We start from the raw sequence: 19,227 nt of genomic DNA, 5'->3' as shown, positions 1-19,227 counted from the left end.
TTTTGCTCCAACGACTTACCAGCCAGTAGGTGACGGGAGTCACAGGATCCTCCACGCGCTGACAAGGCCTGTGAAGGGCGTTCTCGCATGCTGGTCCGGGGGCGTTCGGGCCCGCCGGGATCATCGGCATGGGGTATCGGTGGCGGCCAGCGCGGTGCACCGGTGTGTCTCGGCGCGATGAGCCGGTTAGATTGGGAACTGTGATGAGACTGTCGCCGGGGGGCGTCATGAGGTTCCTACGCCGCCTGCTCCTCGCCGTCTTCGGCCTGCCGTTCGCGCTGGCCGTTGTGATGAGCCTCGTCGACGGCTACCGCAGCCGCGGGAAGCGCGCCAAGCCGTTCCCCGTCACCCCGCCGCGCACCAACAGCGTCGGCGACGGCACGGTGACGACCTACACGTTCGGCAACGACCTCTACGAGGACATGATCGCCGCCATCGACGGCGCCAAGAAGCAGATCTTCCTCGAGACCTACATCTGGAAGGGCGACGAGGTCGGCCACCGGTTCAAGCAGGCGCTGGCCGACGCGACCGAGCGGGGCGTCGAGGTCTACTGCATCTACGACGAGCTCGCCAACCTCGTGGTGCCGGCCCGCTTCAAGCGGTTCCCCGAGAGCATGCACGTGCTGCGCTACCCCACCTACGCCGCGGGCTGGCGCTTCTTCGACCTCTCCCGCTACGGCCGCGACCACCGCAAGATCCTGGTCGTCGACGACACGGTCGGGTTCGTCGGCGGCTACAACATCGGCACCGCGTACGCCACCGAGTGGCGCGACACCCACGTGCGGATCACCGGGCCCGGCGTCTGGGACCTGCGCAGGGCATTCGCCGACTTCTGGAACCTCAACCGGCGGCGGCCGCACCCGTTGACCCACCCGACCGGCACCGAGGGCCCGTTGCTGATCGAGACCGCGCCCTCGTGGGACCCCGATCTCCGGTTCCACCGCAACGTGCCCCGGCTGTGGATGTTCCCGATCCGCTCGATGTATCTGGAGGCGATCAACCGGGCCTCCCGCAACATCTACCTGACCACCGCCTACTTCGTCCCCGACGAGGACTTCGTCGCCGCACTCAAGGCCGCGGCACAGCGCGGGGTCGACGTACGCATCCTGCTGCCGCTGAAGTCGAACCACGTCGTGGTCGACTGGATCTCACGCGGCTACTTCTCCCAGCTGCTCGACTCGGGAGTGCGGATCCTGCGGTTCAAGGACGCGATGATCCACGCCAAGACGGCCACCGTCGACGGCTTCTGGTCGACCGTCGGCACCGCCAACATCGACCGGCTCTCGCTGACCGGCAACTACGAGATCAACCTGGAGATCTTCGACCGCGACGTCGCCAAGCAGATGGAGGAGATCTTCTCCCGCGACGAGTCCAACGCGCTCGAGCTGACCTCGGCCGAGTGGGCCGCCCGCGACATCCACCGCAAGTTCACCGAGCTGGTCCTCACCCCGTTGCGCCCCCTGCTCTGAGCATCTGCCCCGAGGCCTGCCGAGTCGGCGGATCTGTCCCCGTGTCTCGCGAAGCGAAGCGAGCGAGAGGGGACAGATGCGCCGACTCGGCAGTAAAACCAGGAGATCAAGAAGGCAGATGCGTCCGAGGCGACATCTTCGGCCCCCGCCGAGGCCTCTTCCCAGCCCCCCGATAGATCAGCGCAACCACGCGAGCCCGATGCGGCCGAAACCGCTCCAGGTAGTCCCGCAGCCGGTCGTCGTCCCAGGCCGCGTTGGTCAGCGCCCAGCCGACATCCTTGGCGAGGTGGTAGTCGCCGAAGCTGACCGCATCGGGATCACCCAGCGCACGCTGGCGCACCTCGGCGACGGTCCACTCGCCGATGCCAGGAATGGTGGTGAGCCGCCGCTCGACCTCCTCGCCGGGAAGGCCTGCGGTGCGCTCGACCGCGGCTGCGACCCGGGCCGCGTGCAGGACGGCCTTGGAGCGGGCCGGGTCGACCGGCAGGCGCAGCCAGTCCCAGCTCGGGATCGTACGGAGCGTCTCCGGTGACGGCTGCAGGCGCAGTCCGTGGTCGGCGCCCGGGCCGGGCGCGACCTCGCCGAAGCGCCTGACCAGGTTGCCGAAGCCGCGGAACGCCTCGTTGTTGGTCACCTTCTGCTCGATGATCGAGGGCACCAGCGCCTCCATCACCAGCCCGGTGCGCCCGAAACGGGGCACCTCGAAGCGCTCCAGCAGCGTCACGAGCAGCGGGTCGTCGGTGCGGAACTCCTCGGGGCGGTCCTCGGCCCCGAGCAGGGCCGGCAGCTGCTCCAGCGCCCACTCGGCGCCCTCGCCCCACGCCTCGGACTCCACCTCGGCGTCGCGCTGGCGCAGCCTCAGTGTGGCGGGTCCGTGCGGCGTACGGACGGCTCGCCAGTGGTCGTCGCCGAGGATCTTGTACGTCGGGTCCCCGAGCCCGCGCCGAAGCGGCCGCAGCATCGAGGCGAGGCCGACGGCGTAGCCGGGACGGACCGTCCGCTGCGCACTCATGCCGCCACGTCCGTAGCGCAAGCGCCAGAATACGGACGTGGCGGCCTGAGGCCCGTTGTCGCTCGCTGGCGCTCGCTCATGCCTCGAGGTTAGCCCGCGGAATGACCCGACTCGTGGTCAGATGGGTCGCCCGGCCGGACCGGTCGCGGCCGGTGAACCCGAAGACGTGGTGGGCGCCGTGCAGGGCGTCGACGGTGACGACCTGGTCGGTGGCGTACGGCAGGACCTCGTAGGTCTGCGACTCGTCGCCGACGGCGGCGGCCTCGGGGCCGGGGATCTCCTCGACCCACAGCCGGCCGTCGGGGTTCCGGTGCAGCGTCCAGTCGACGATCCGGGCTCGGTAGGTGCCCAGCAGCCGGGCGGCGTCGAAGCCGGCCGGCGGCTGCTGCGGTGGCACGGGATCCGGGGCGATACGTACGCCGGCGAGGTCGTGGAGCAGGTGGCCGACGACGTCGTGGTAGAGCCCGTGGGTGTCGCCGCCGTTGGTCAGCAGCGCGACCGCCAAGCCGTGCTCGGGCACCATCCGGAAGAACGCTGACTGCCCGATCGTCTGGCCGTCGTGCCCCACGATCCCCTGACGGATGTCGTCGAGGGACCAGCCCAGGCCCCGACCGTCGGACCGGGTGGAGGCAGGATGGTCGACCTGCCAGGTGAGGACATCGACACAGGAGGCCGCTGAGACGACGCGGGTGCCATCGGCGGCCACGCCGCCGGCGAGATGCATGGCAGCGAAGCCGAGCAGGTCGCGTACGCGCATGGAGAGCATCGCGCCCACCGGGCCGCTGGCGCGGGCCATCCCCCAGGCCGGGCCCGGGCGCAGGATGTGGTCGGGAGCGGGGTCGATGTGGCCCATCGCGGTGCGGAACCTGATCGCGTCGTAGGCCGTCGTGGCGACATGGGTGAGGCCGAGCGGGGCGGCGAGGTGCTCGTGGAGGGCACGGTCCCAGGTGGTGCCGCGCACGACCTCGACCAGGCGGCCGAGCACGGCGAAACCCGCGTTGGAGTAGGAGAACCGCTCCCCCGGGGCGAAGATCTGCGGCAGGTCGCCCATCGAGGCGACGAACCGCTCGACCGCGTCGTCGCCGGGTCCGTGGTCGGTGAAGACGTCGCCCTCGAAGCCGGCGGTGTGGGAGAGCAGCTGGCGGACGGTGATCGTCCGGGTCGCCTCCTCGTCGGCGACCCGGAACGTCGGCAGGTGGCGGCTGATCTCGTCGTCGAGGCCGATCCTGCCCTCGTCGACCAGCTGCATCACCAGGTCGGTGGTCCACAGCTTCGTGATCGAGCCGACCTGGAACAGCGAGTCGGCGGTCGCCTCCACGCCGGTGTCGAGGTTGAGGATGCCGCTCGCGTGGTCGACGAGCTGGCCGTCCTGGAACACTCCGACGGCTGCCGCCGGCACGCGATGACGGGCCAGCAGGGCAGGCAGCTCGGACTCGATCCAGGTGCGGGCGGCGACGAGCGACATGGGGCGAGGATAGGCGCTCAGCGGTCGGCCTCGGCGAGAGCTGCCAGCGCCCGCTCGAACCCGGCCCGGTCGGTCGGCTCGAGATCGGCCAGCAGCTCGGTCTCCATCGCCCCGATGGCCTCGCGGCAACGGCGGAGGACCCGGGAGCCGGCGGGGGTCAACGACACGATCCGGTTGCGACGGTCGACCGGATCGGGCTCGCGCCGGACCAGGCCCTCGGCCTCGAGCCGGTCCAGGTTGCCGATCAGCCGGGTCTTGTCACGGCCCGTCGCCGCGGCGAGCTGTGCCTGCGTGGGCGCGTCCGACTCGGCCAGCGCGGTCAGCACCGCGTAGTCCCACATCTCCAGCCCCGCGGCGTCGAGGATCGGCTTCTCGCGAGCCATCACCTCGCGTAGCAGTCGGGACAGCAGGAAGCCGAGCTCGGGTCGATCCACCGCAGGATCTTAACCGTTCGACATATGATCTACCTCTGCTTACGATCAACTGGTGCTTACTTTTCAGGAGATGCTCACGGAGTACGACCAGGCCCTCGACGAGACCGGCTCGCTCGCTTCCCGGGTCGACGATCTGACCGTTCCCACCCCGTGCGCGGGCTGGGACCTCGCCGATCTGTTCGGCCACATGGTCGGCCAGAACCTCGGCTTCGCGGCTGCGGTCACCGACGGCGACGCACCGGTCGCTGCGTACGCGTCCGTGCCGATCACGCTCGAGAACCTCTCCCACAGGTGGCAGGAGTCGGCCACCCGCGTCCGGGACGCGTTCGGCGCAGCCGACCCGGAGGCGACGATCCATCTCGCCGAGTTCGGCTTCCGGCCGACGGTCACCGTCGCACTCGGGATGCAGCTGCTCGACGCCGCCGTGCACGCCTGGGACGTCGCGACGGCCCTCGGGCGCGACTACCGGCCACCGGGGGCCACCGTCACCGTGGTCCTCGACATGGCCCGGAAGATCGCGGCGAGGCCGGGCGGGACGCCCGTCTTCGCCGCGCCGCTCGACGAGCGCGGCGAGGACCCGTGGGGCGACGCGTTGCGCCTCCTCGGGCGCGACCCGGACGGACTGCGGTCCGCCTAGGGCTGCGCCGGCGTATTTGACGTCAGCGCCTATTGACATCAAACCCAATATTGACGTCAACTGTTCGTGACATGAAATCCAAGCGCGCGTACACGATGACCCGCCGAGCCGAGGCCGCGGAGCAGACTCGGCTGCGGATCCAGGACGCCGTGATCGCGTATGCCGAAGAGCGGCTGCTCCGGGACGTCTCGCTCGACGACGTGGCCCGGAGAGCGGACGTGAGCGTGCAGACCGTGCTGCGTCACTTCGGCAGCAAGGCGGGGCTGGTGACGGCCGCGACCGACTACATGAGCCGGCAGGTGCAGGTCGAGCGAGCGGCGCCGACCGGCGACCTCGACTCGGCCGTACACACGCTCCTCGACCACTACGAGCGGCGCGGCCGGCTGTCGCTGCTCCTGCTTGCCCAGGAGGACACCGACGAGCAGGTGCGGTCGATCACCTCCATCGGTAAGCGGATGCACCGCGAATGGGTTCGGGCGGTACTGGTCCCCGAAGGCGCCGACGACGAGCTCGTAGACCTGCTGGTGGTGGCCACCGACGTCTACACGTGGAAGCTGCTGCGCCGAGACAGGCAGCTGTCTCGACCACAGACCGAGCAGCGCATCAAGAAGCTGGTGGCCGCAGTCCTCGCCACTGCTGGGTCGGAGATCCGATGAGCACCATCTTGTTCGCCACCTGGGACGGAGGCGGCAACCTGTCGCCCGCGCTCGCGATCGCGTCGGAGCTACGCGATCGCGGCCACGACGTGCGGTTCCTCGGCCATGCCGGTCAGGCCGCACGAGTGAGAGAGGCCGGCCTGGGGTTCACGGCGTACGCCACCGCCCGACCGTTCACCTCCCAGAACCCCGGCACCAAGCTGCGCCTGATGGCGACACTCGGGGACCGCGCGATGGGACGCGACGTCGTCGCCGATCTCGCGGCGCACCCCGCCGACCTGGTCGTGGTCGACGCGCTCCTGTTCGCAGTGATGCAGGCGCTGCGTGACAGCGCACACCCTTACACAGTGCTGGAGCACTGCTTCGACGGCTTCCTACGCCGCGCGGCCCGGGGCCCGATGGGGATGGCGCTGCGACTGCGCGGTCTCGGTCCCCTCGACCTCATCGACGCGGGCCAGGCCCGGATCGTGACCACGCTCGAAGAGCTCGATGCCGGGCACGGCGACGTCACTCACGTCGGCGGGACCGTTCGGGGCGTGCCCGCCGAGCCGCGCGAGAGGCTCGTGCTGATCAGCCTGAGCACGTTCTCCTTCCCGGGCCTGACCAAGACCTGGCAGCGGCTGCTCGACGCCGTCGAGGGGCTTCCGGCACGCGTGGTGGCAACCACCGGGCCGGCCGTCGACCCCGACCGTCTCCACGCGCCTGCGAACGTCGAGGTGCACCGGTGGCTCCCGCACGCAGAGATCCTGCCGCGGGCCTCCCTCGTGGTCGGCCACGGCGGCCTCGGCACCACGACGGCGGCACTGGCCCACGACGTACCGCTGCTCGTGCTGCCGTTGGACATCGCCTCCGACCAGCCACTGGTGGGCCGAGCCGTCGAAGACGCCGGCGCAGGGCTCTCCCTGAGCCGCCGGTCCTCGCCCGCCCGCCTCCGAGCAGCGATCGAGGAACTGCTCGCGGAGGACCCGTACCGAAGCGCTGCCGCGGACCTCGGTGCCCGCATCCGGGAACAGGACGGCCGGAAGCGTGGCGCCGACGCACTGGAGTCACTGCTCAGCGACTCATCTCGGCGCTGAGCCCGGACACCACGTCATCACGCCGCGCCACGGTGCGGAGTCGGGGCGCGGGGCACTGGTGAGCAGGGAAGTCACCCGACGTTGTCGGTGCCGTGATGTTCACTGGACACATGCTGCTCGCCGACATCGTCTCCACCTCGAACGCCGTCGCGGCTACCCGGTCACGGAAGGCGAAGGTCGCCGCGCTGGCCGAGTGCCTCGGCGCGGCCACGCGCAACGAGCTGCCGGTGGTGACGGCCTATCTCAGCGGGTCGCTACTGCAGCGGCGTACGGGACTGGGGTGGCGTTCGCTCACCACGCTCCCGTCCCCCGCCACCGAGGCGTCGCTGACGGTGAGCGACGTGCACGAGGCGTTCGAGCGGATGTCCCTGCTGTCGGGATCGGGCTCACAGGTCGCCCGGGCGGCCGAGGCCGACGCGCTCTTCGGCGCCGCGACCGCGGCCGAGCAGGTGTGGCTGCGGGGCGTGGTCACCGGAGAGGTGCGCCAAGGAGCGCTCGACTCGCTGGTCCAGGAGGCACTGGCCGTCGCCGCCGAGGTGCCGTTGCCTGCCGTACGCCGCGCCGCGATGCTCGCCGGCTCGACCGTGGTGGTCGCCGGGCCGGCCTTCGACGGCGAGGAGGCGCTCACCGATGTCGGCCTGGTGGTGGGCCGACCCGTGCTACCGATGCTCGCATCGTCGGCCGGCTCGGTCGAGGAGGCCATGACCAAGCTCGGCGAGCCGGTCGTGGTCGACACCAAGCTCGACGGCATCAGGATCCAGGCCCACAAGTCCGGCTCGGAGGTACGCATCGCCACGCGCACCCTCGAGGACATCACCGCACGACTGCCCGAGGTGGCCGAGATCGTCGCCTCCTTCCCTGCCGAGACGCTCGTGCTGGACGGTGAGGCGATGACCCTCGGCCCGGACGGGCGGCCCCGGCCGTTCCAGGAGACCGCCTCGCGCACCGCGACCCGGTCGGCCGCCGAGGCGGTCGTGGCGCCGTACTTCTTCGACATCCTCCACGTCGACGGCCGCGATCTCATCGACGTCGCGCTCGACCAGCGTCTGACCGAGCTCGACCGGATCGTCCCCGAGCGGCATCGCTCCCCTCGGCTGGTCACCGTGGACACCGAGGAGGCCGCGCGGTTCGCGACCGACGCGCTCTCCGCCGGCCACGAGGGCGTCGTCGTCAAGGGGGTCGGGCTGCCCTGGGAGGCGGGGCGGCGCGGCTCGGGGTGGATCAAGGTCAAGCCAGTCCACACCCTCGACCTGGTCGTCATCGGCATCGAGTGGGGCTCGGGCCGCCGCAAGGGCTGGCTCTCCAACATCCACCTCGGGGCGCGCGGACCGGACGGGTTCGTGATGATCGGCAAGACGTTCAAGGGGATGACCGACCAGATGCTGGCCTGGCAGACCGAGCGGTTCACCGAGCTCGCCGTGACCGACCCGCACAGCGACTGGGCGGTCGAGGTCAGACCCGAGCAGGTGGTCGAGATCGCCTTCGACGGGGTGCAGCGCTCGACCCGCTATCCGGGTGGTGTCGCGCTCCGGTTCGCCCGTGTGGTGCGCTATCGCGACGACAAGACCGCGGCCGAGGCGGACACGATCGAGGAGGTGCGGAGGTTCCTCACCTGACCGGGGCGATGGGAGGCGCCACACGGATGGTGCAACTCCGAGTTGCACACCGCGTACAGTGTGCTCGTGAGCACCCGACCATCCACCTCCCGGTCCTCGTCGGCGCGCGGCGCCGAGTCCGACGGCCGCCGATCGGCCGCCGCGGCCCGGCGTCGCGCCCGCGAGGCAGACATCGTCGCGGCCACCCGCAGGCTCTTCGATGAGCGCGGGGTGAGCGACGCGCAGATCGAGGACATCGCCAAGGCCGTCGGCATCAACCGCGCGATCGTCTACCGGCACTTCACCGGCAAGGACGAGATCTTCGCGCTGACGCTGGTCGGCTATCTCGACGAGCTCCGCGAGCGGATGCTGATCGCGACCGAGGGCGACAGCGCACCCACCGACGTCGTCCGCGACGTCGTCGGCACCTTCGTCGACTACGGGATCGAGCATCCCGCTTTCGTCGACTGCGCCCAGACCCTGATGCGCCGCAGCGGCTCCGACCTGCTCGACGAGCTCTCCGAGAGCGCGCTGTTCCGCCTCGGCCGCGCCATGAACGGCTGCCTCACCATCCTCACCACGGTCTTCGAGGACGGCGCCGCCTCCGGCGAGCTCCACGTCAAGGACGCCAACCTGCTCGCCAACACGCTCTACGCCTCCGGCCTGGGCGCCCTCCAGCTCGCCCGCGTCGGCATCCTGGTCTCCGAGTCCGCCCCCGGCGTACCCACCGTCGGCTCCGTCTCCCCCGACCAGGTCCGCGACTTCCTCGTCACCTCTGCCCTGGCCCTCACCGCCAAGTAGCCCCCGCCGAGGCGTCAGGTACGTCGGCCGAGACGTCACGTACGTCCGCCGAAGCGTCACTCCCGTCGCCTGAGCAGTCACGTACGTCGGCCAAGGTGGCAGTCAGATGCCAACTCGGCCGACGGGAGTGACGCCTCGGCCGACCGGCGTGACGTCTCGGCCGACGCGGGTGACGCCTCGGGAGGGTTACTTCTCCAGGATGGCGACGACGCCCTGGCCGCCGGCGGCGCAGATGGAGATCAGGCCGCGGCCCGAGCCCTTCTCGTCGAGCAGCTTGGCGAGGTTGTTGATGATCCGGCCGCCGGTGGCGGCGAAGGGGTGACCGGCGGCGAGCGAGGAGCCCTTGACGTTGAGCTTCTCGCGCGGGACGGTGCCGAGCGGGGCGTCGAGGCCGAGCTTGTCCTTGCAGAAGTCCGGGGACTCCCAGGCAGCCAGGGTGGAGAGGACCTGCGACGCGAACGCCTCGTGGATCTCGAAGAAGTCGAAGTCGTCGAAGGTGAGGCCGTTGCGGGCGAGAAGGCGCGGGACGGCGTACGCGGGAGCCATCAGGAGGCCCTCGCCACCGGCGACGTAGTCGACAGCGGCGACCTCGGAGTCGACGAAGTAGGCCAGGACCGGGAGGTTCTTGGCAGCAGCCCACTCCTCGCTCGCGAACAGCACCGCCGAGGCGCCGTCGGTCAGCGGCGTCGAGTTGCCGGCCGTCATGGTCGGGTTCTCGCCCTTGACCCCGAAGACGGGCTTGAGGGTCGCGAGCTTCTCCACGGTCGAGCCGGGGCGGAGGTTGTTGTCCTTCTCCAGGCCGCGGAACGGGGTGATCTGGTCCTCGAACCAGCCGGCCTCGTACGCGGCGCCCAGCTTCTGGTGGGACGCCGCGGCCAGCTCGTCCTGGGCCTCACGAGTGATGCCCCACTCCTGCGCGGTCAGCGCGGCGTGCTCGCCCATGGAGAGCTTGGTGCGCGGCTCGACGTTGGCCGGGATGTTGGGGATGACGTCGGCCGGGCGGAGCTTGGCGAAGGCCTTGATCCGGTCGACGTTGGTCTTGGCGCGGTTGGCCTCGAGCAGGACCTTGCGGAGCTTCTCGCCCAGCGCGATCGGCGCGTCAGAGGTCGTGTCGGTGCCGCCGGCGATGCCGGAGTCGATCTGGCCGAGCGCGATCTTGTTGGCGATGTAGGTCGCCGCCTGGAGGCCGGTGCCGCAGGCCTGCTGCAGGTCGACGGCGGCCGTCTCCGGAGCGAGCCTGGAGCCGAGGACCGACTCCCGGGTCAGGTTGAAGTCACGGGAGTGCTTGAGCACCGCACCGGCGGCGACCTCGCCGATGCGCTCGCCCTCCAGGCCGAAGCGGGCGGCCAGGCCGTCGAGGACGGCGGTGAACATCTCCTGGTTGGACGCGGTCGCGTACGCACCGTTGGAGCGGGCGAAGGGAATGCGGTTGCCGCCCACGATGGCGACACGACGAGTGGTGGTCATGAGTTCATCCTTGTCTGATGAAGCGCTTTGGAGAAGGGTATGTCAGGGAGATCACGAAAAGTGGACACCGAGTTACACCTGTAGTTACAACTGGCCAGTAACATACCAACGTACGCCTCAGAGACCACGTCCAGAAGGATCAGAGCAGACCATGAGCGACAAGTACCAGAGCTTCACCCAGTCGGCTATCGGCAAGGTCCTCGTCAAGAACCTCGGGCTGCCGAGCCCCGCCAAGCTCGAGCGGTACGCAGCCGGTGCCCCGCTCGTGAAGGGCACCGTCCTCACCGGCGGCCGTGGTCGTCTGGCCGAGTCGCTGAGCGGGCTCCTCGGCGAGCTGGACATCGCCTCGACCGACACCGCGGCAACCGGCGCGAGGTTCAAGGGCCTCGTCTTCGACGCCACCGGCCTCACCTCGACATCCGACCTGGTCGCGCTCCAGGAGTTCTTCACCCCGGTGCTGCGCAGCCTGGAGAACAACCCGCGCGTGGTCGTGATCGGCACTCCGCCCGAGCAGGTCAAGGGCGGCGAGCGTGTCACCCAGCGTGCGCTGGAGGGCTTCACCCGCAGCCTCGGCAAGGAGATCGGCAAGGGCGGCACCGTGCAGCTCGTCTACGTCGCCGAGGGCTTCGAGGGCTCGCTGCTCTCCACCCTGGCCTTCCTGCTCTCCCCGAAGAGCGCCTACGTCTCCGGCCAGGTCGTCCGGATCGGCACCAAGAACGCCTCCCCCGCCGCCGAGCAGGTCGACCCGACGAAGCCGCTGACCGGCAAGGTCGCTCTCGTCACCGGCGCCGCACGCGGCATCGGCGAGGAGATCGCCAAGGTGCTGCAGCGCGACGGCGCGACCGTGGTCGGTCTCGACATCCCGCCGGCCGAGGACGACCTGAAGAAGGTCACCCCCGACTACATCACCGCCGACATCACCGCCGAGGACGCCCCGGCCACCATCGCCGCCTACCTCCAGGAGAAGTTCGGCGGCGTCGACATCGTCGTCCACAACGCCGGCGTCACGCTAGACAAGAAGCTCGCCAACCAGAAGCCCGACCGCTTCGGCAAGGTCCTCGACATCAACATCACCGCGCCGGAGCGGATCACCGCCGAGCTCCTCGAGCAGAAGCTGGTGCGCCCCAACGGCCGCATCATCGGCGTCTCCTCGATCGCCGGCATCGCGGGCAACCTGGGCCAGACCTCCTACGGCGCCTCGAAGGCCGCCGTCATCGGCTTCGTCGACTCGCTGGCCGAGGAGCTCCCCGACGGCATCACCATCAACGCGGTCGCCCCGGGCTTCATCATCACCCAGATGACCGCCGCGGTTCCGTTCGCGACGCGTGAGGTCGGCCAGCGGCTCAACGCGATGGCCCAGGGCGGCCTGCCGGTCGACGTCGCCGAGACCATCGCCTGGTACGCCTCCCCGGCCTCCACCGGCGTCAACGGCAACGTCGTGCGCGTGTGCGGCCAGATGATGCTGGGTGCCTGATGAGTGACATCTTCACCGGTAGGTCCGGTCCCGGATTGCTCATCAGGGCGGCGCTGCCCGCCATCCCGGGCGTCAACGCGCTCCCCGGGATCAAGAAGACGGGCGTCGCCTACGAGGAGCTCAGCCTCACCCGCGAGCCGGTCGTCCTCGAGCGGGACGCGGTCGACGCCTACGCCGAGCTGTGCGGCTTCCCGATCAAGGACACCGTTCCGCTCCCCTACCCGCACATGCTGGCCTTCCCGCTGCACATGGCGCTGATGTCCTCGCCGGACTTCCCCTCGCCCGCGATGGGGATGGTCCACATCGAGAACTCGATCAGCGGCTACCGCCCGATCGCGGTCGGCGAGGCCGTCGCGGTCACCGCGACCGTGGGTCAGCCCGAGCCGCACCCGGTCGGGAAGGCCTACCGGTTCCTCACCGTCGCCACCGTCGAGGGCGAGGTCGTGTGGGAGTCCACGTCGACGTACCTCGTCCGCGGGAAGCGCAACCCCGACGCCCCCTGGCTGGGTCCGACTCAGGGGCCAGACCTGATCGAGGTCGACCCCTCCGGGCCGGTCTTCCCACTGAAGGCCGACCTGGGCCGGCGCTACGCCAAGGTCGCGGGCGACTACAACCCGATCCACCTCTACCCGCTGACCGCGAAGGCGCTGGGCTTCAAGCGGCAGATCGCGCACGGGATGTGGACCAAGGCGCGCTGCATCGCGGCACTCGAGAACCGGCTCCCGGGCTCGGTGCGCGTGGACGTGGCGTTCAAGAAGCCGGTCTTCCTGCCCTCCTCGGTGGCCTTCGGGTCGCTGAAGCACCTGGACGGCTACGACTTCTCGCTCCACAAGCGCGGCTCCGACACGCTCCACCTGGTCGGACGCACCACCGCGCTCTGACCCGCAGCGTGATGCCCGGAGCGCAACTCCGGGCATCACACGGGCGCGGGGAGTCAGTGACGAGCCGACCGGCCGAGGCGGACGGCCACCACGGCCAGGGCGACGGTCCCGCCGACGAGCCAGGCCAAGCTGTGCGCGAAGGCCACGTCGATCCGGTGCTCGCCGAAGAAGACGAGGCCGATCAGCGCCACCCCGAGCGCGTTGCCGAGCTGCTGGACGGTCGAGAGCGAGCCGCTGACAGCGGCGGCGTGGATCGGTTCGACGCCGGCCATGACCGTGGCGACGAGGGAGCTGAGGCAGACGCCCATCCCGAGACCCGAGACCGCAAGGCCGGGGGTCAGCCACAGCACCGATCCGGTGGTGCCGATGTGCTCGACGGCGACGTACGTGAGCACGTGCCCGACTGCGAAGGCGACCGCGGCGACGGGCAGCACCCGGCGGCCGAACCTCGCGACGAGGGCGGCGGCGCGGCGGGTACCGACCATGTAGGTCGCCGCCATCACCGTGAAGACCAGGCCGGAGGCGAGCGGGCCGAGTCCGTGGCCGACCTGGAGGTAGAGGCCGAGCACGAGGAAGTATGACGCCATGCCGCAGAAGAGCAGGGCCTGGGCGAGGAGGCCGTCGCGTACGGCACTGCCGCGGAAGGCCGCCGGTTCGACGAGCGGGTGCCCGCCGCGAGCGGCGAGGGAACGAGTGCGGTGTACGAGCCAGGTCGCGAGCACGACGCCGGTGACGAGGCTGACCCAGGTCCATACCGGCCAGCCGAGGCGACGACCCTCGAGCAGCGGCAGCAGGACGGCCGTCGAGCTGACCACCACGAGCATCAGGCTGACCAGGTCGAGCGGGGCCTTGGTACGCGTGCGCGCGGCGGGCAGCAGCCGCGGAGCGGCCACGAGTATCGCCAGTCCGACCGGGACGTTGACGAGGAAGACGGCACGCCACCCGAGTCCGGCCACATCGGCCCGGATCAGCGCACCGCCGATCAGCTGACCGAGCGCAGCGGCAAGGCCCATGACCGTGGCGTACCCGCTCATCGCGTGGACCCGCTGCGCCCCGTCGTAGAGGTCGCCGATGAGGGCGAGCACCATCGGGGCGAGCATCGCGGCGCCGACGCCCTGGAGCAGGCGGCCGGCGATCAGGCTGGCGGTGTCGGGAGCGACGCCGCAGAGCACCGAGGCGACGACGAAGACGACCACGCCGGCGACGTACATCCGCCGTCGGCCCCAGCGCTCGCTCACCGGTCCGACCGCCATGAGCAGCCCACCGAAGGTGAGTCCGTAGCCGGCCACCAGCCATTCCAGGGCCGAGGGTCCGGCGCCGAGGTCGCCCTGGATCGACGGGAGCGCGACGTTGACGATGAAGAAGTCGAGCACCACCAGGAAGGTGCCGCTCAGCAGGGCCGCCAGCGGCAGCCAACTCATGGGCGCCGACCCGGCGGTCGAGCGCGAAGATGTCTGGAGAGAGGTCATGTGACCTTTCTCCAACCTCCCGTGAGGGGAGAGTCAACAGCAAGATATCTGGTTGACCCTCCAGCAGCGGGAGGGTGGAGACTGGCCGCCATGAACGGGCTGCTGAGCATCGGCGACTTCTCGCGAATGACGTTCCTGTCGGTGAAGACCCTGCGGCACTACCACGATGTCGGGCTGCTCGAGCCGGCCCTGGTCGATGACCGCAGCGGTTACCGCTACTACCGCCTCGACCAGGTGGGCACGGCCCAGCTGATCCGCCGGTTCAGGTCGCTCGACCTGCCGGTCGACGAGGTACGCGCAGTGCTCACCGCGCCGGACGAGAGCGCACGCGATGCGGTCATCGTCAGCCATCTCGAGCGGATGAGCGCCCAGCTCCGCGAGACCCAGGCGACCGTGGAGTCGCTGCAGAGGATGCTCACCACACCCGCTCAGCTCACCGTCACCTACCGCGACGAGCCGGCCGTCACCGCGCTCGCGATCGTCGAGCCCGTCGACGCCTCCGAGTGGATACCGTGGTGGCTGGGAGCTTTCAAGGAGCTGCACGCCGTTCTCCGGGCGAGTGGACTCAGCCGTTCCGGGCCGGATGGCGCGCTCTTCCCCACCGAGGTGTTCACCGACGAGCACGGCGAGCTCACCGTGTACGTCCCGATCCCGGCATCGTCCAGCCCGACCCTCTCCGGGCGGGCCCAGCTCGTCACCGTGCCGGCCGCGCGGGTCGCGGTGACCACGTACGACGGGCCGCTGGTCGACCTCGACCATGCCTACAGCGCCGTCGGCGCGTGGGTGTGGGAGCAGGCACGCGGGGGCGACGGACCGGTGCGCGAGCGCTACCTGCCGACCGGTGACGAGGACGACCTGCTCGCTCACGTCACCGAGGTCTGCTGGCCGGTCGCGTGATCGCCTGACGTCGGCTGCCTTAACCCGTGGCGGTCGGCGTCTCGCAGGTGAGACCGTGCTCCTGTGCCTGCCTCACTTCAGCTCCCTCCGCGTTATGCCGAGCGGCCCTTGTCCCTCGCTGACGCCGGCGCCGTGACCCGCGTGATGGCGGCGAACGAGCTGGCCACCATCGGCGAGGTCTTCATCGAGGAGGCCGACATCGTCGCCGACTGGCAGCGGCCCTCCTTCGACGTCGCTGCGGCCACCGTCGGTGTCCTCGGACCCGACGGCGAGGTCGTCGCCTATGCGGAGTGCTCCGGCGGAGCCCGCGCCGACGCGGCCGTCCACCCCGACCACTGGGGCCGCGGGATCGGCACCGCGCTGGCCGGCTGGATCAGCGCCCGCGCGGCGGAGCTCGGCGAGCCGGTCATCGGCATGCCGGTCCCCCAGGGCTCACCCGGCGACCGGCTGCTGGGGTCGCTGGGCTGGTTCCCACGCTGGGAGTCCTGGGTCCTGGCGCTGCCCGAGGACACAGCGATCCCCGTGCGCGAGCTGCCCGATGCGTACGCCATCCGGGCCGCCACCGCGCAGGACCACGAGCAGGTGTGGACCGTGATCGAGGACGCCTTCCTGGAATGGTCCGAGCGCGAGCGGGAGCCCTTCGCCGACTGGGTCGCCACCACCATCGAGCGTCCCGGCGCCGAGCCGTGGAACATCCGCGTGGTCACCGGGCCGGACGGCGACGTGGTCGCCACGGCGGTGCTGGTGATGACCGAGGACGGCCGGGAGGGGTACGTCAGCAAGCTGGCCACCCGCAAGGACCAGCGGAACCGGGGTCTGGCCCAGGCGCTCCTCGCCGACGCGTTCGGTGCCGCTCGGGCCCACGGAGCGACGCGCGCGACGTTGTCGACGGACTCTCGCACCGGCGCCCTCGATCTCTACCGCCACGTCGGCATGGAGGTCGAGTCCACCTGGATCCACCGCGCGACCCGCCCCTGATCCCACCTCGAGGGACTGCTCTCGGCTACCATCTTCCGTCCAGGAGGTGGACAGACATGTCCGACGTACTGATCCGAGGCCTCTCGGATGACGAGCTCACGCGCATCGACACCGAGGCGACGCGGCTCGGACTCACCCGCAACGAGTATCTCCGCCGGTGGTTCACACCCGACGCGCTGCGTCCGCTGCCACCGGCGCGACCCGTGGCCGGTGCCGACTTCGCGAAGTTCGCTCCGCTGGCCGACCGGGGTCTGATGCGTGACGCATGGTCGTAGTTCGACCCTGGCTGGTGCACCGGTCGGCGCTCGCCCGGATGTCTTCCAGCCCCGACGCTGAGAAGTGGTCCCGGCTGATCGAGCTGGGACAAGTACGCATCACCACCACGACCCTGCTCGAGATCGGCCACCTGGCCCGCTCGGAACGCGAATGGTCCGACCTCGTCGAGGACGTACCGGTGATCCACATGCCGCTCGCGACCCTCACCCCGCGTGCCGAGGCGCGGGCGCTGGAGATCCAGCGCATCGTGCTGCGCGAGGGTCGTCACCGGGCACCGTCGGTGCCCGACCTGCTCGTCGCGGCGGTCGCGGAGGAGGCCGATCTCACCGTGCTCCACGCCGACAACGACGTCGACCTCATCACCCGCACCACCGGTCAGCCGGTCGAGCGGCTGCGCGGCTGAGGCCGCTCAGAACAGCTCGCGCACCTTCTCGATCGGCCGGGCCAGTACGCCGCGGTCGCCCTTCAGCACGATCGGGCGCTGCATCAGCTCAGGGTGCTTCACCATCAGGTCGACCAGCTCGTCCTCGGAGAGGTCGCGGTTGCCGAGGTCGAGCTCCTTGTAGACCGGCTCGCGCTTGCGCAGCACGTCACGAGCGCTCAGACCGGTCTTCGCCAGGATGTCCTTGACCTCCTCGGCCCGCAGGCCGAGCACGTGGTAGTCGACCTTCTCGAAGTCGATGCCCTCCTCCTTGAGGAGGACGAACAGGTTCCGACACGTCGTGCAGGTCGGCTTCTCGTACACCGTGATCTGATCCACGCCCGCTACCTTAGCCCGCTCGGCTGGTGCGTTATCGCGGCAGCCGACCGGGCTGTGCGATATCGAAGCACGCTAGGCCGAGCGGCGGCGTCGAGGCATGGATAACCCGTTGGGCGCGCCGGTGGCCGCTCGATAGCCTGTCGGCCATGAGCACCCAGTCGATCTCCAAGCGCCGCTTTACCGGCCGCGTGCTGGATGCTGCGCTCGTCTGTTGCCACCCAGCGCGCTGATCTCTCCGAATCAGCCGGACACCGGCTGTCCAACCAGCCACGCGCCCGTGGCCGAGCGGCTCAGGCGGCGGACTGCAGATCCGCATACCCCGGTTCGAATCCGGGCGGGCGTTCTTATCGAGGAGCACACATGAACAACGTCGAGTACGGCGACCGAGACGCCGCCCTCAGCGGCGAGATCCTCCGCACCGTCGTCGGGAGCGGGGTCCACGGGATCGCCATCCCCGGCACCGACGACCACGACGAGCTGGGCGTCTACATCGAGCCCCCGGCGTACGTCCTGGGCGTCGGCAGCCACCGCGAGGACTACATCTGGCGGACTCAACCCGAGGGGGTACGCAGCGGCCACGGCGACACCGACCTGGTGCTCTACAGCCTGCGGAAATACCTCCGGCTGGCGCTCAAGGGGAACCCGACCGTGCTGCTGCCGCTCTTCGCACCCGAGGAGTCTCTGGTCACGGTCACCCCGCTCGGCGAGGAACTGCGAAGCCTGCGCGACGCATTTCTCTCGAGGCTGGCCGCGGAGCGGTTCCTCGGCTACATGAACGGCCAGCACGAGCGGATGCTCGGGCAGTCGCGCCGCAACGTACCCAACCGCCCCGAGCTGATCGAGCGCTACGGATGGGACGTGAAGTACGGCAGTCACGCGCTGCGGCTGGCGTTCCAGGGGCGTGAGCTCGCCGCCGAGGCTCGGCTCACTCTGCCCATGCCCGGCATCGAGCGCGAGCGTGTGCTGGCGGTCAAGCGCGGCGAGGTCCCGCGTGAGGAGGTCTCCGCCCAGATCACGCAGCTCGAGGCCGAGGTGCGCGGTCTGCTCGACTCCGGCCGCACGCCGCTGCCGCTCGACCCCGATCTGGCGCGCATCGACGCGTGGGCGGTCTCCGCCCAGCGCCGCCACTGGGGTTGGTAGCCCGACGTGGGAGTGCCGGTGTCTGCCAATGACACCGGCACTCCCGGGTCGGCAGCAGCCGTCCCTCCCACTCCGGCCCAGCGGCCATCGCCCTGCGAATCCGCACACTGATTGGGCGACTGAGTCACCGCGCACGGGCCGCTATGAAGAACTCGTCGCCCGATGCGTCACCCAGATCGAGCGCGAAGCGATCTCGCAGGTCTTCGACCATCGACCACGCGATCTCGAACTCGCCGTCGAGATCCTGATCCCCGAGGCGCGAGCGCAGCCAATGCTCATCGAGCCCGGGTAACCGCCAAGCCCCCGTGAGGGTGCCGCCGCCCTCACCGAACGCGGTCAGTTCCCAGACGACCGGGCATGTCCACGGAGTGGTCCGACCGGACGATCCCTCGACTGGAACATGGCGCGCACCTCGCCAGGCCTCGCGACGCGACGACGAATCCGCGCTCTTGCAGCGTGTGCGTCGGAGCCGCCGCAGATCGGCGTAGCGCGCGTCAACTGAAAAGTATTGGCGGTCCCCAAACTCCAGTTCGATCAAGACAACGCACCGCCACACCCTGTTGCACACGTCTTGCCCGAAGACTTCTGCCTCGATCCGTCTGATCTCGTTCGCATGCTCACGAACCCAGTTCGGTCGACCTGTTGCGCTGTACCTACCAGCCGCAGAGGTCATCAGCGCCTGCAGGACTGGCAAGTCCAACACATAGACGCTTCCTTTCAACCTGTTCCTCCGCCACCCG

General features: G+C 70.1%; 20 protein-coding genes and 1 tRNA gene. 14 read left to right on the top strand and 7 right to left on the bottom strand.

Annotation, left to right across the window (positions count from 1 at the left end; all coding sequences use genetic code 11):
* The first annotated feature begins 227 nt into the window (after positions 1-227).
* Positions 228-1,469: a phosphatidylserine/phosphatidylglycerophosphate/cardiolipin synthase family protein gene (locus ACIA03_RS17620; RefSeq protein ID WP_396984728.1), complete on the top strand. Its 1,242-nt coding sequence runs from the start codon at positions 228-230 to the stop codon at positions 1,467-1,469.
* A 106-nt stretch (positions 1,470-1,575) separates the two neighbouring features.
* On the opposite strand, the gene ACIA03_RS17615 is transcribed toward ACIA03_RS17620, so the two are convergent.
* The 3 genes from ACIA03_RS17615 to ACIA03_RS17605 form a co-directional block, all read right to left on the bottom strand.
* The gene (locus tag ACIA03_RS17615; protein ID WP_396984726.1) at positions 1,576-2,481 is read right to left on the bottom strand and encodes a DNA-3-methyladenine glycosylase family protein; all 906 of its coding nucleotides are present in this window, start codon (positions 2,479-2,481) and stop codon (positions 1,576-1,578) included.
* A gap of 76 nt (positions 2,482-2,557) precedes the next feature.
* On the bottom strand, positions 2,558-3,946 hold the full coding sequence (locus ACIA03_RS17610) for a serine hydrolase domain-containing protein (RefSeq protein WP_396984723.1): 1,389 nt from the start codon (positions 3,944-3,946) through the stop codon (positions 2,558-2,560).
* A gap of 17 nt (positions 3,947-3,963) precedes the next feature.
* Positions 3,964-4,380 (bottom strand): MarR family winged helix-turn-helix transcriptional regulator, encoded by a 417-nt coding sequence (locus ACIA03_RS17605; protein WP_396984721.1) that lies wholly within the window; start codon positions 4,378-4,380, stop codon positions 3,964-3,966.
* A 52-nt stretch (positions 4,381-4,432) separates the two neighbouring features.
* On the opposite strand from ACIA03_RS17605, the gene ACIA03_RS17600 reads away from it, so the two are divergent.
* From ACIA03_RS17600 to ACIA03_RS17580, 5 genes are all read left to right on the top strand, one after another.
* Positions 4,433-5,017 carry a TIGR03086 family metal-binding protein gene (locus ACIA03_RS17600; RefSeq protein WP_396984719.1) on the top strand — a complete coding sequence of 195 codons (585 nt, stop codon included), beginning with the start codon at positions 4,433-4,435 and terminating at the stop codon, positions 5,015-5,017.
* 71 nt (positions 5,018-5,088) lie between these two features.
* Positions 5,089-5,673, top strand: coding sequence for a TetR/AcrR family transcriptional regulator (locus ACIA03_RS17595; RefSeq protein WP_396984717.1), 585 nt, complete (start codon positions 5,089-5,091; stop codon positions 5,671-5,673).
* Positions 5,670-6,749, top strand: a complete 1,080-nt coding sequence (locus tag ACIA03_RS17590) for a glycosyltransferase (RefSeq protein WP_396984715.1) — start codon at positions 5,670-5,672, stop codon at positions 6,747-6,749. Before ACIA03_RS17595 ends, ACIA03_RS17590 begins: the two co-directional genes overlap by 4 nt.
* Before the next feature lie 95 nt (positions 6,750-6,844).
* Positions 6,845-8,365, top strand: a complete 1,521-nt coding sequence (locus ACIA03_RS17585; protein WP_396984713.1) for an ATP-dependent DNA ligase — start codon at positions 6,845-6,847, stop codon at positions 8,363-8,365.
* A gap of 66 nt (positions 8,366-8,431) precedes the next feature.
* Complete coding sequence (locus tag ACIA03_RS17580) at positions 8,432-9,145, top strand: TetR/AcrR family transcriptional regulator (RefSeq protein ID WP_396984710.1); 714 nt, start codon at positions 8,432-8,434, stop codon at positions 9,143-9,145.
* A gap of 186 nt (positions 9,146-9,331) precedes the next feature.
* Here the strand turns inward: ACIA03_RS17580 and ACIA03_RS17575 are convergent, their stop codons facing one another.
* Positions 9,332-10,612: an acetyl-CoA C-acetyltransferase gene (locus ACIA03_RS17575; protein WP_396984708.1), complete on the bottom strand. Its 1,281-nt coding sequence runs from the start codon at positions 10,610-10,612 to the stop codon at positions 9,332-9,334.
* Between the two features lie 151 nt (positions 10,613-10,763).
* Between ACIA03_RS17575 and ACIA03_RS17570 the strand changes: the two genes are divergently transcribed.
* Together ACIA03_RS17570 and ACIA03_RS17565 are read left to right on the top strand one after the other, a co-directional pair.
* Positions 10,764-12,086, top strand: coding sequence for a 3-oxoacyl-ACP reductase (locus ACIA03_RS17570; RefSeq protein WP_396984706.1), 1,323 nt, complete (start codon positions 10,764-10,766; stop codon positions 12,084-12,086).
* Positions 12,086-12,967 carry a MaoC/PaaZ C-terminal domain-containing protein gene (locus tag ACIA03_RS17565; RefSeq protein ID WP_396984704.1) on the top strand — a complete coding sequence of 294 codons (882 nt, stop codon included), beginning with the start codon at positions 12,086-12,088 and terminating at the stop codon, positions 12,965-12,967. The genes ACIA03_RS17570 and ACIA03_RS17565 overlap by 1 nt, the downstream gene beginning before the upstream one ends.
* A gap of 53 nt (positions 12,968-13,020) precedes the next feature.
* Here the strand turns inward: ACIA03_RS17565 and ACIA03_RS17560 are convergent, their stop codons facing one another.
* Entirely contained in the window at positions 13,021-14,436 is a 1,416-nt protein-coding gene (locus tag ACIA03_RS17560) for an MFS transporter (protein ID WP_396984702.1), read from the bottom strand.
* A 90-nt stretch (positions 14,437-14,526) separates the two neighbouring features.
* Here ACIA03_RS17560 and ACIA03_RS17555 point away from each other — a divergent pair, with 90 nt between their 5' ends.
* From ACIA03_RS17555 to ACIA03_RS17540, 4 genes are all read left to right on the top strand, one after another.
* On the top strand, positions 14,527-15,333 hold the full coding sequence (locus ACIA03_RS17555) for a MerR family transcriptional regulator (protein ID WP_396984700.1): 807 nt from the start codon (positions 14,527-14,529) through the stop codon (positions 15,331-15,333).
* A gap of 108 nt (positions 15,334-15,441) precedes the next feature.
* Positions 15,442-16,311 carry a GNAT family N-acetyltransferase gene (locus tag ACIA03_RS17550; protein ID WP_396984698.1) on the top strand — a complete coding sequence of 290 codons (870 nt, stop codon included), beginning with the start codon at positions 15,442-15,444 and terminating at the stop codon, positions 16,309-16,311.
* A gap of 56 nt (positions 16,312-16,367) precedes the next feature.
* Entirely contained in the window at positions 16,368-16,586 is a 219-nt protein-coding gene (locus ACIA03_RS17545; protein ID WP_141793261.1) for a hypothetical protein, read from the top strand.
* Positions 16,577-16,990, top strand: coding sequence for a PIN domain-containing protein (locus ACIA03_RS17540; protein WP_396984696.1), 414 nt, complete (start codon positions 16,577-16,579; stop codon positions 16,988-16,990). The genes ACIA03_RS17545 and ACIA03_RS17540 overlap by 10 nt, the downstream gene beginning before the upstream one ends.
* A 6-nt stretch (positions 16,991-16,996) precedes the next feature.
* Here the strand turns inward: ACIA03_RS17540 and ACIA03_RS17535 are convergent, their stop codons facing one another.
* The gene (locus ACIA03_RS17535) at positions 16,997-17,347 is read right to left on the bottom strand and encodes an ArsC/Spx/MgsR family protein (protein ID WP_045547187.1); all 351 of its coding nucleotides are present in this window, start codon (positions 17,345-17,347) and stop codon (positions 16,997-16,999) included.
* Positions 17,348-17,618: 271 nt separating this feature from the next.
* Here ACIA03_RS17535 and ACIA03_RS17530 point away from each other — a divergent pair.
* Together ACIA03_RS17530 and ACIA03_RS17525 are read left to right on the top strand one after the other, a co-directional pair.
* Positions 17,619-17,690 (top strand) — tRNA-Cys (locus tag ACIA03_RS17530).
* 17 nt (positions 17,691-17,707) lie between these two features.
* Positions 17,708-18,487: a DNA polymerase beta superfamily protein gene (locus tag ACIA03_RS17525; RefSeq protein ID WP_396984693.1), complete on the top strand. Its 780-nt coding sequence runs from the start codon at positions 17,708-17,710 to the stop codon at positions 18,485-18,487.
* 124 nt (positions 18,488-18,611) lie between these two features.
* Here ACIA03_RS17525 and ACIA03_RS17520 read toward each other — a convergent pair whose 3' ends face one another.
* On the bottom strand, positions 18,612-19,025 hold the full coding sequence (locus ACIA03_RS17520) for a hypothetical protein (RefSeq protein ID WP_396984691.1): 414 nt from the start codon (positions 19,023-19,025) through the stop codon (positions 18,612-18,614).
* Between the last annotated feature and the right edge of the window lie 202 nt (positions 19,026-19,227).

Source organism: Nocardioides sp. NPDC051685, from assembly GCF_044453405.1.
In the GTDB taxonomy this organism is placed as follows: domain Bacteria; phylum Actinomycetota; class Actinomycetes; order Propionibacteriales; family Nocardioidaceae; genus Nocardioides.
This window is presented reverse-complemented; position numbering and strand designations above follow the sequence as displayed.

Bases quoted from the DNA above. Each gene is read 5' to 3' on its own strand.
- ACIA03_RS17615 (WP_396984726.1), bottom strand. From the start codon at position 2,481: ATGAGTGCGCAGCGGACGGTCCGTCCCGGCTACGCCGTCGGCCTCGCC.
- ACIA03_RS17570 (WP_396984706.1), top strand. From the start codon at position 10,764: ATGAGCGACAAGTACCAGAGCTTCACCCAGTCGGCTATCGGCAAGGTC.
- ACIA03_RS17540 (WP_396984696.1), top strand. From the start codon at position 16,577: ATGGTCGTAGTTCGACCCTGGCTGGTGCACCGGTCGGCGCTCGCCCGG.
- ACIA03_RS17620 (WP_396984728.1), top strand. From the start codon at position 228: ATGAGGTTCCTACGCCGCCTGCTCCTCGCCGTCTTCGGCCTGCCGTTC.
- ACIA03_RS17525 (WP_396984693.1), top strand. From the start codon at position 17,708: ATGAACAACGTCGAGTACGGCGACCGAGACGCCGCCCTCAGCGGCGAG.
- ACIA03_RS17575 (WP_396984708.1), bottom strand. From the start codon at position 10,612: ATGACCACCACTCGTCGTGTCGCCATCGTGGGCGGCAACCGCATTCCC.
- ACIA03_RS17595 (WP_396984717.1), top strand. From the start codon at position 5,089: ATGAAATCCAAGCGCGCGTACACGATGACCCGCCGAGCCGAGGCCGCG.
- ACIA03_RS17590 (WP_396984715.1), top strand. From the start codon at position 5,670: ATGAGCACCATCTTGTTCGCCACCTGGGACGGAGGCGGCAACCTGTCG.
- ACIA03_RS17610 (WP_396984723.1), bottom strand. From the start codon at position 3,946: ATGTCGCTCGTCGCCGCCCGCACCTGGATCGAGTCCGAGCTGCCTGCC.
- ACIA03_RS17560 (WP_396984702.1), bottom strand. From the start codon at position 14,436: ATGACCTCTCTCCAGACATCTTCGCGCTCGACCGCCGGGTCGGCGCCC.
- ACIA03_RS17565 (WP_396984704.1), top strand. From the start codon at position 12,086: ATGAGTGACATCTTCACCGGTAGGTCCGGTCCCGGATTGCTCATCAGG.
- ACIA03_RS17585 (WP_396984713.1), top strand. From the start codon at position 6,845: ATGTTCACTGGACACATGCTGCTCGCCGACATCGTCTCCACCTCGAAC.
- ACIA03_RS17545 (WP_141793261.1), top strand. From the start codon at position 16,368: ATGTCCGACGTACTGATCCGAGGCCTCTCGGATGACGAGCTCACGCGC.
- ACIA03_RS17555 (WP_396984700.1), top strand. From the start codon at position 14,527: ATGAACGGGCTGCTGAGCATCGGCGACTTCTCGCGAATGACGTTCCTG.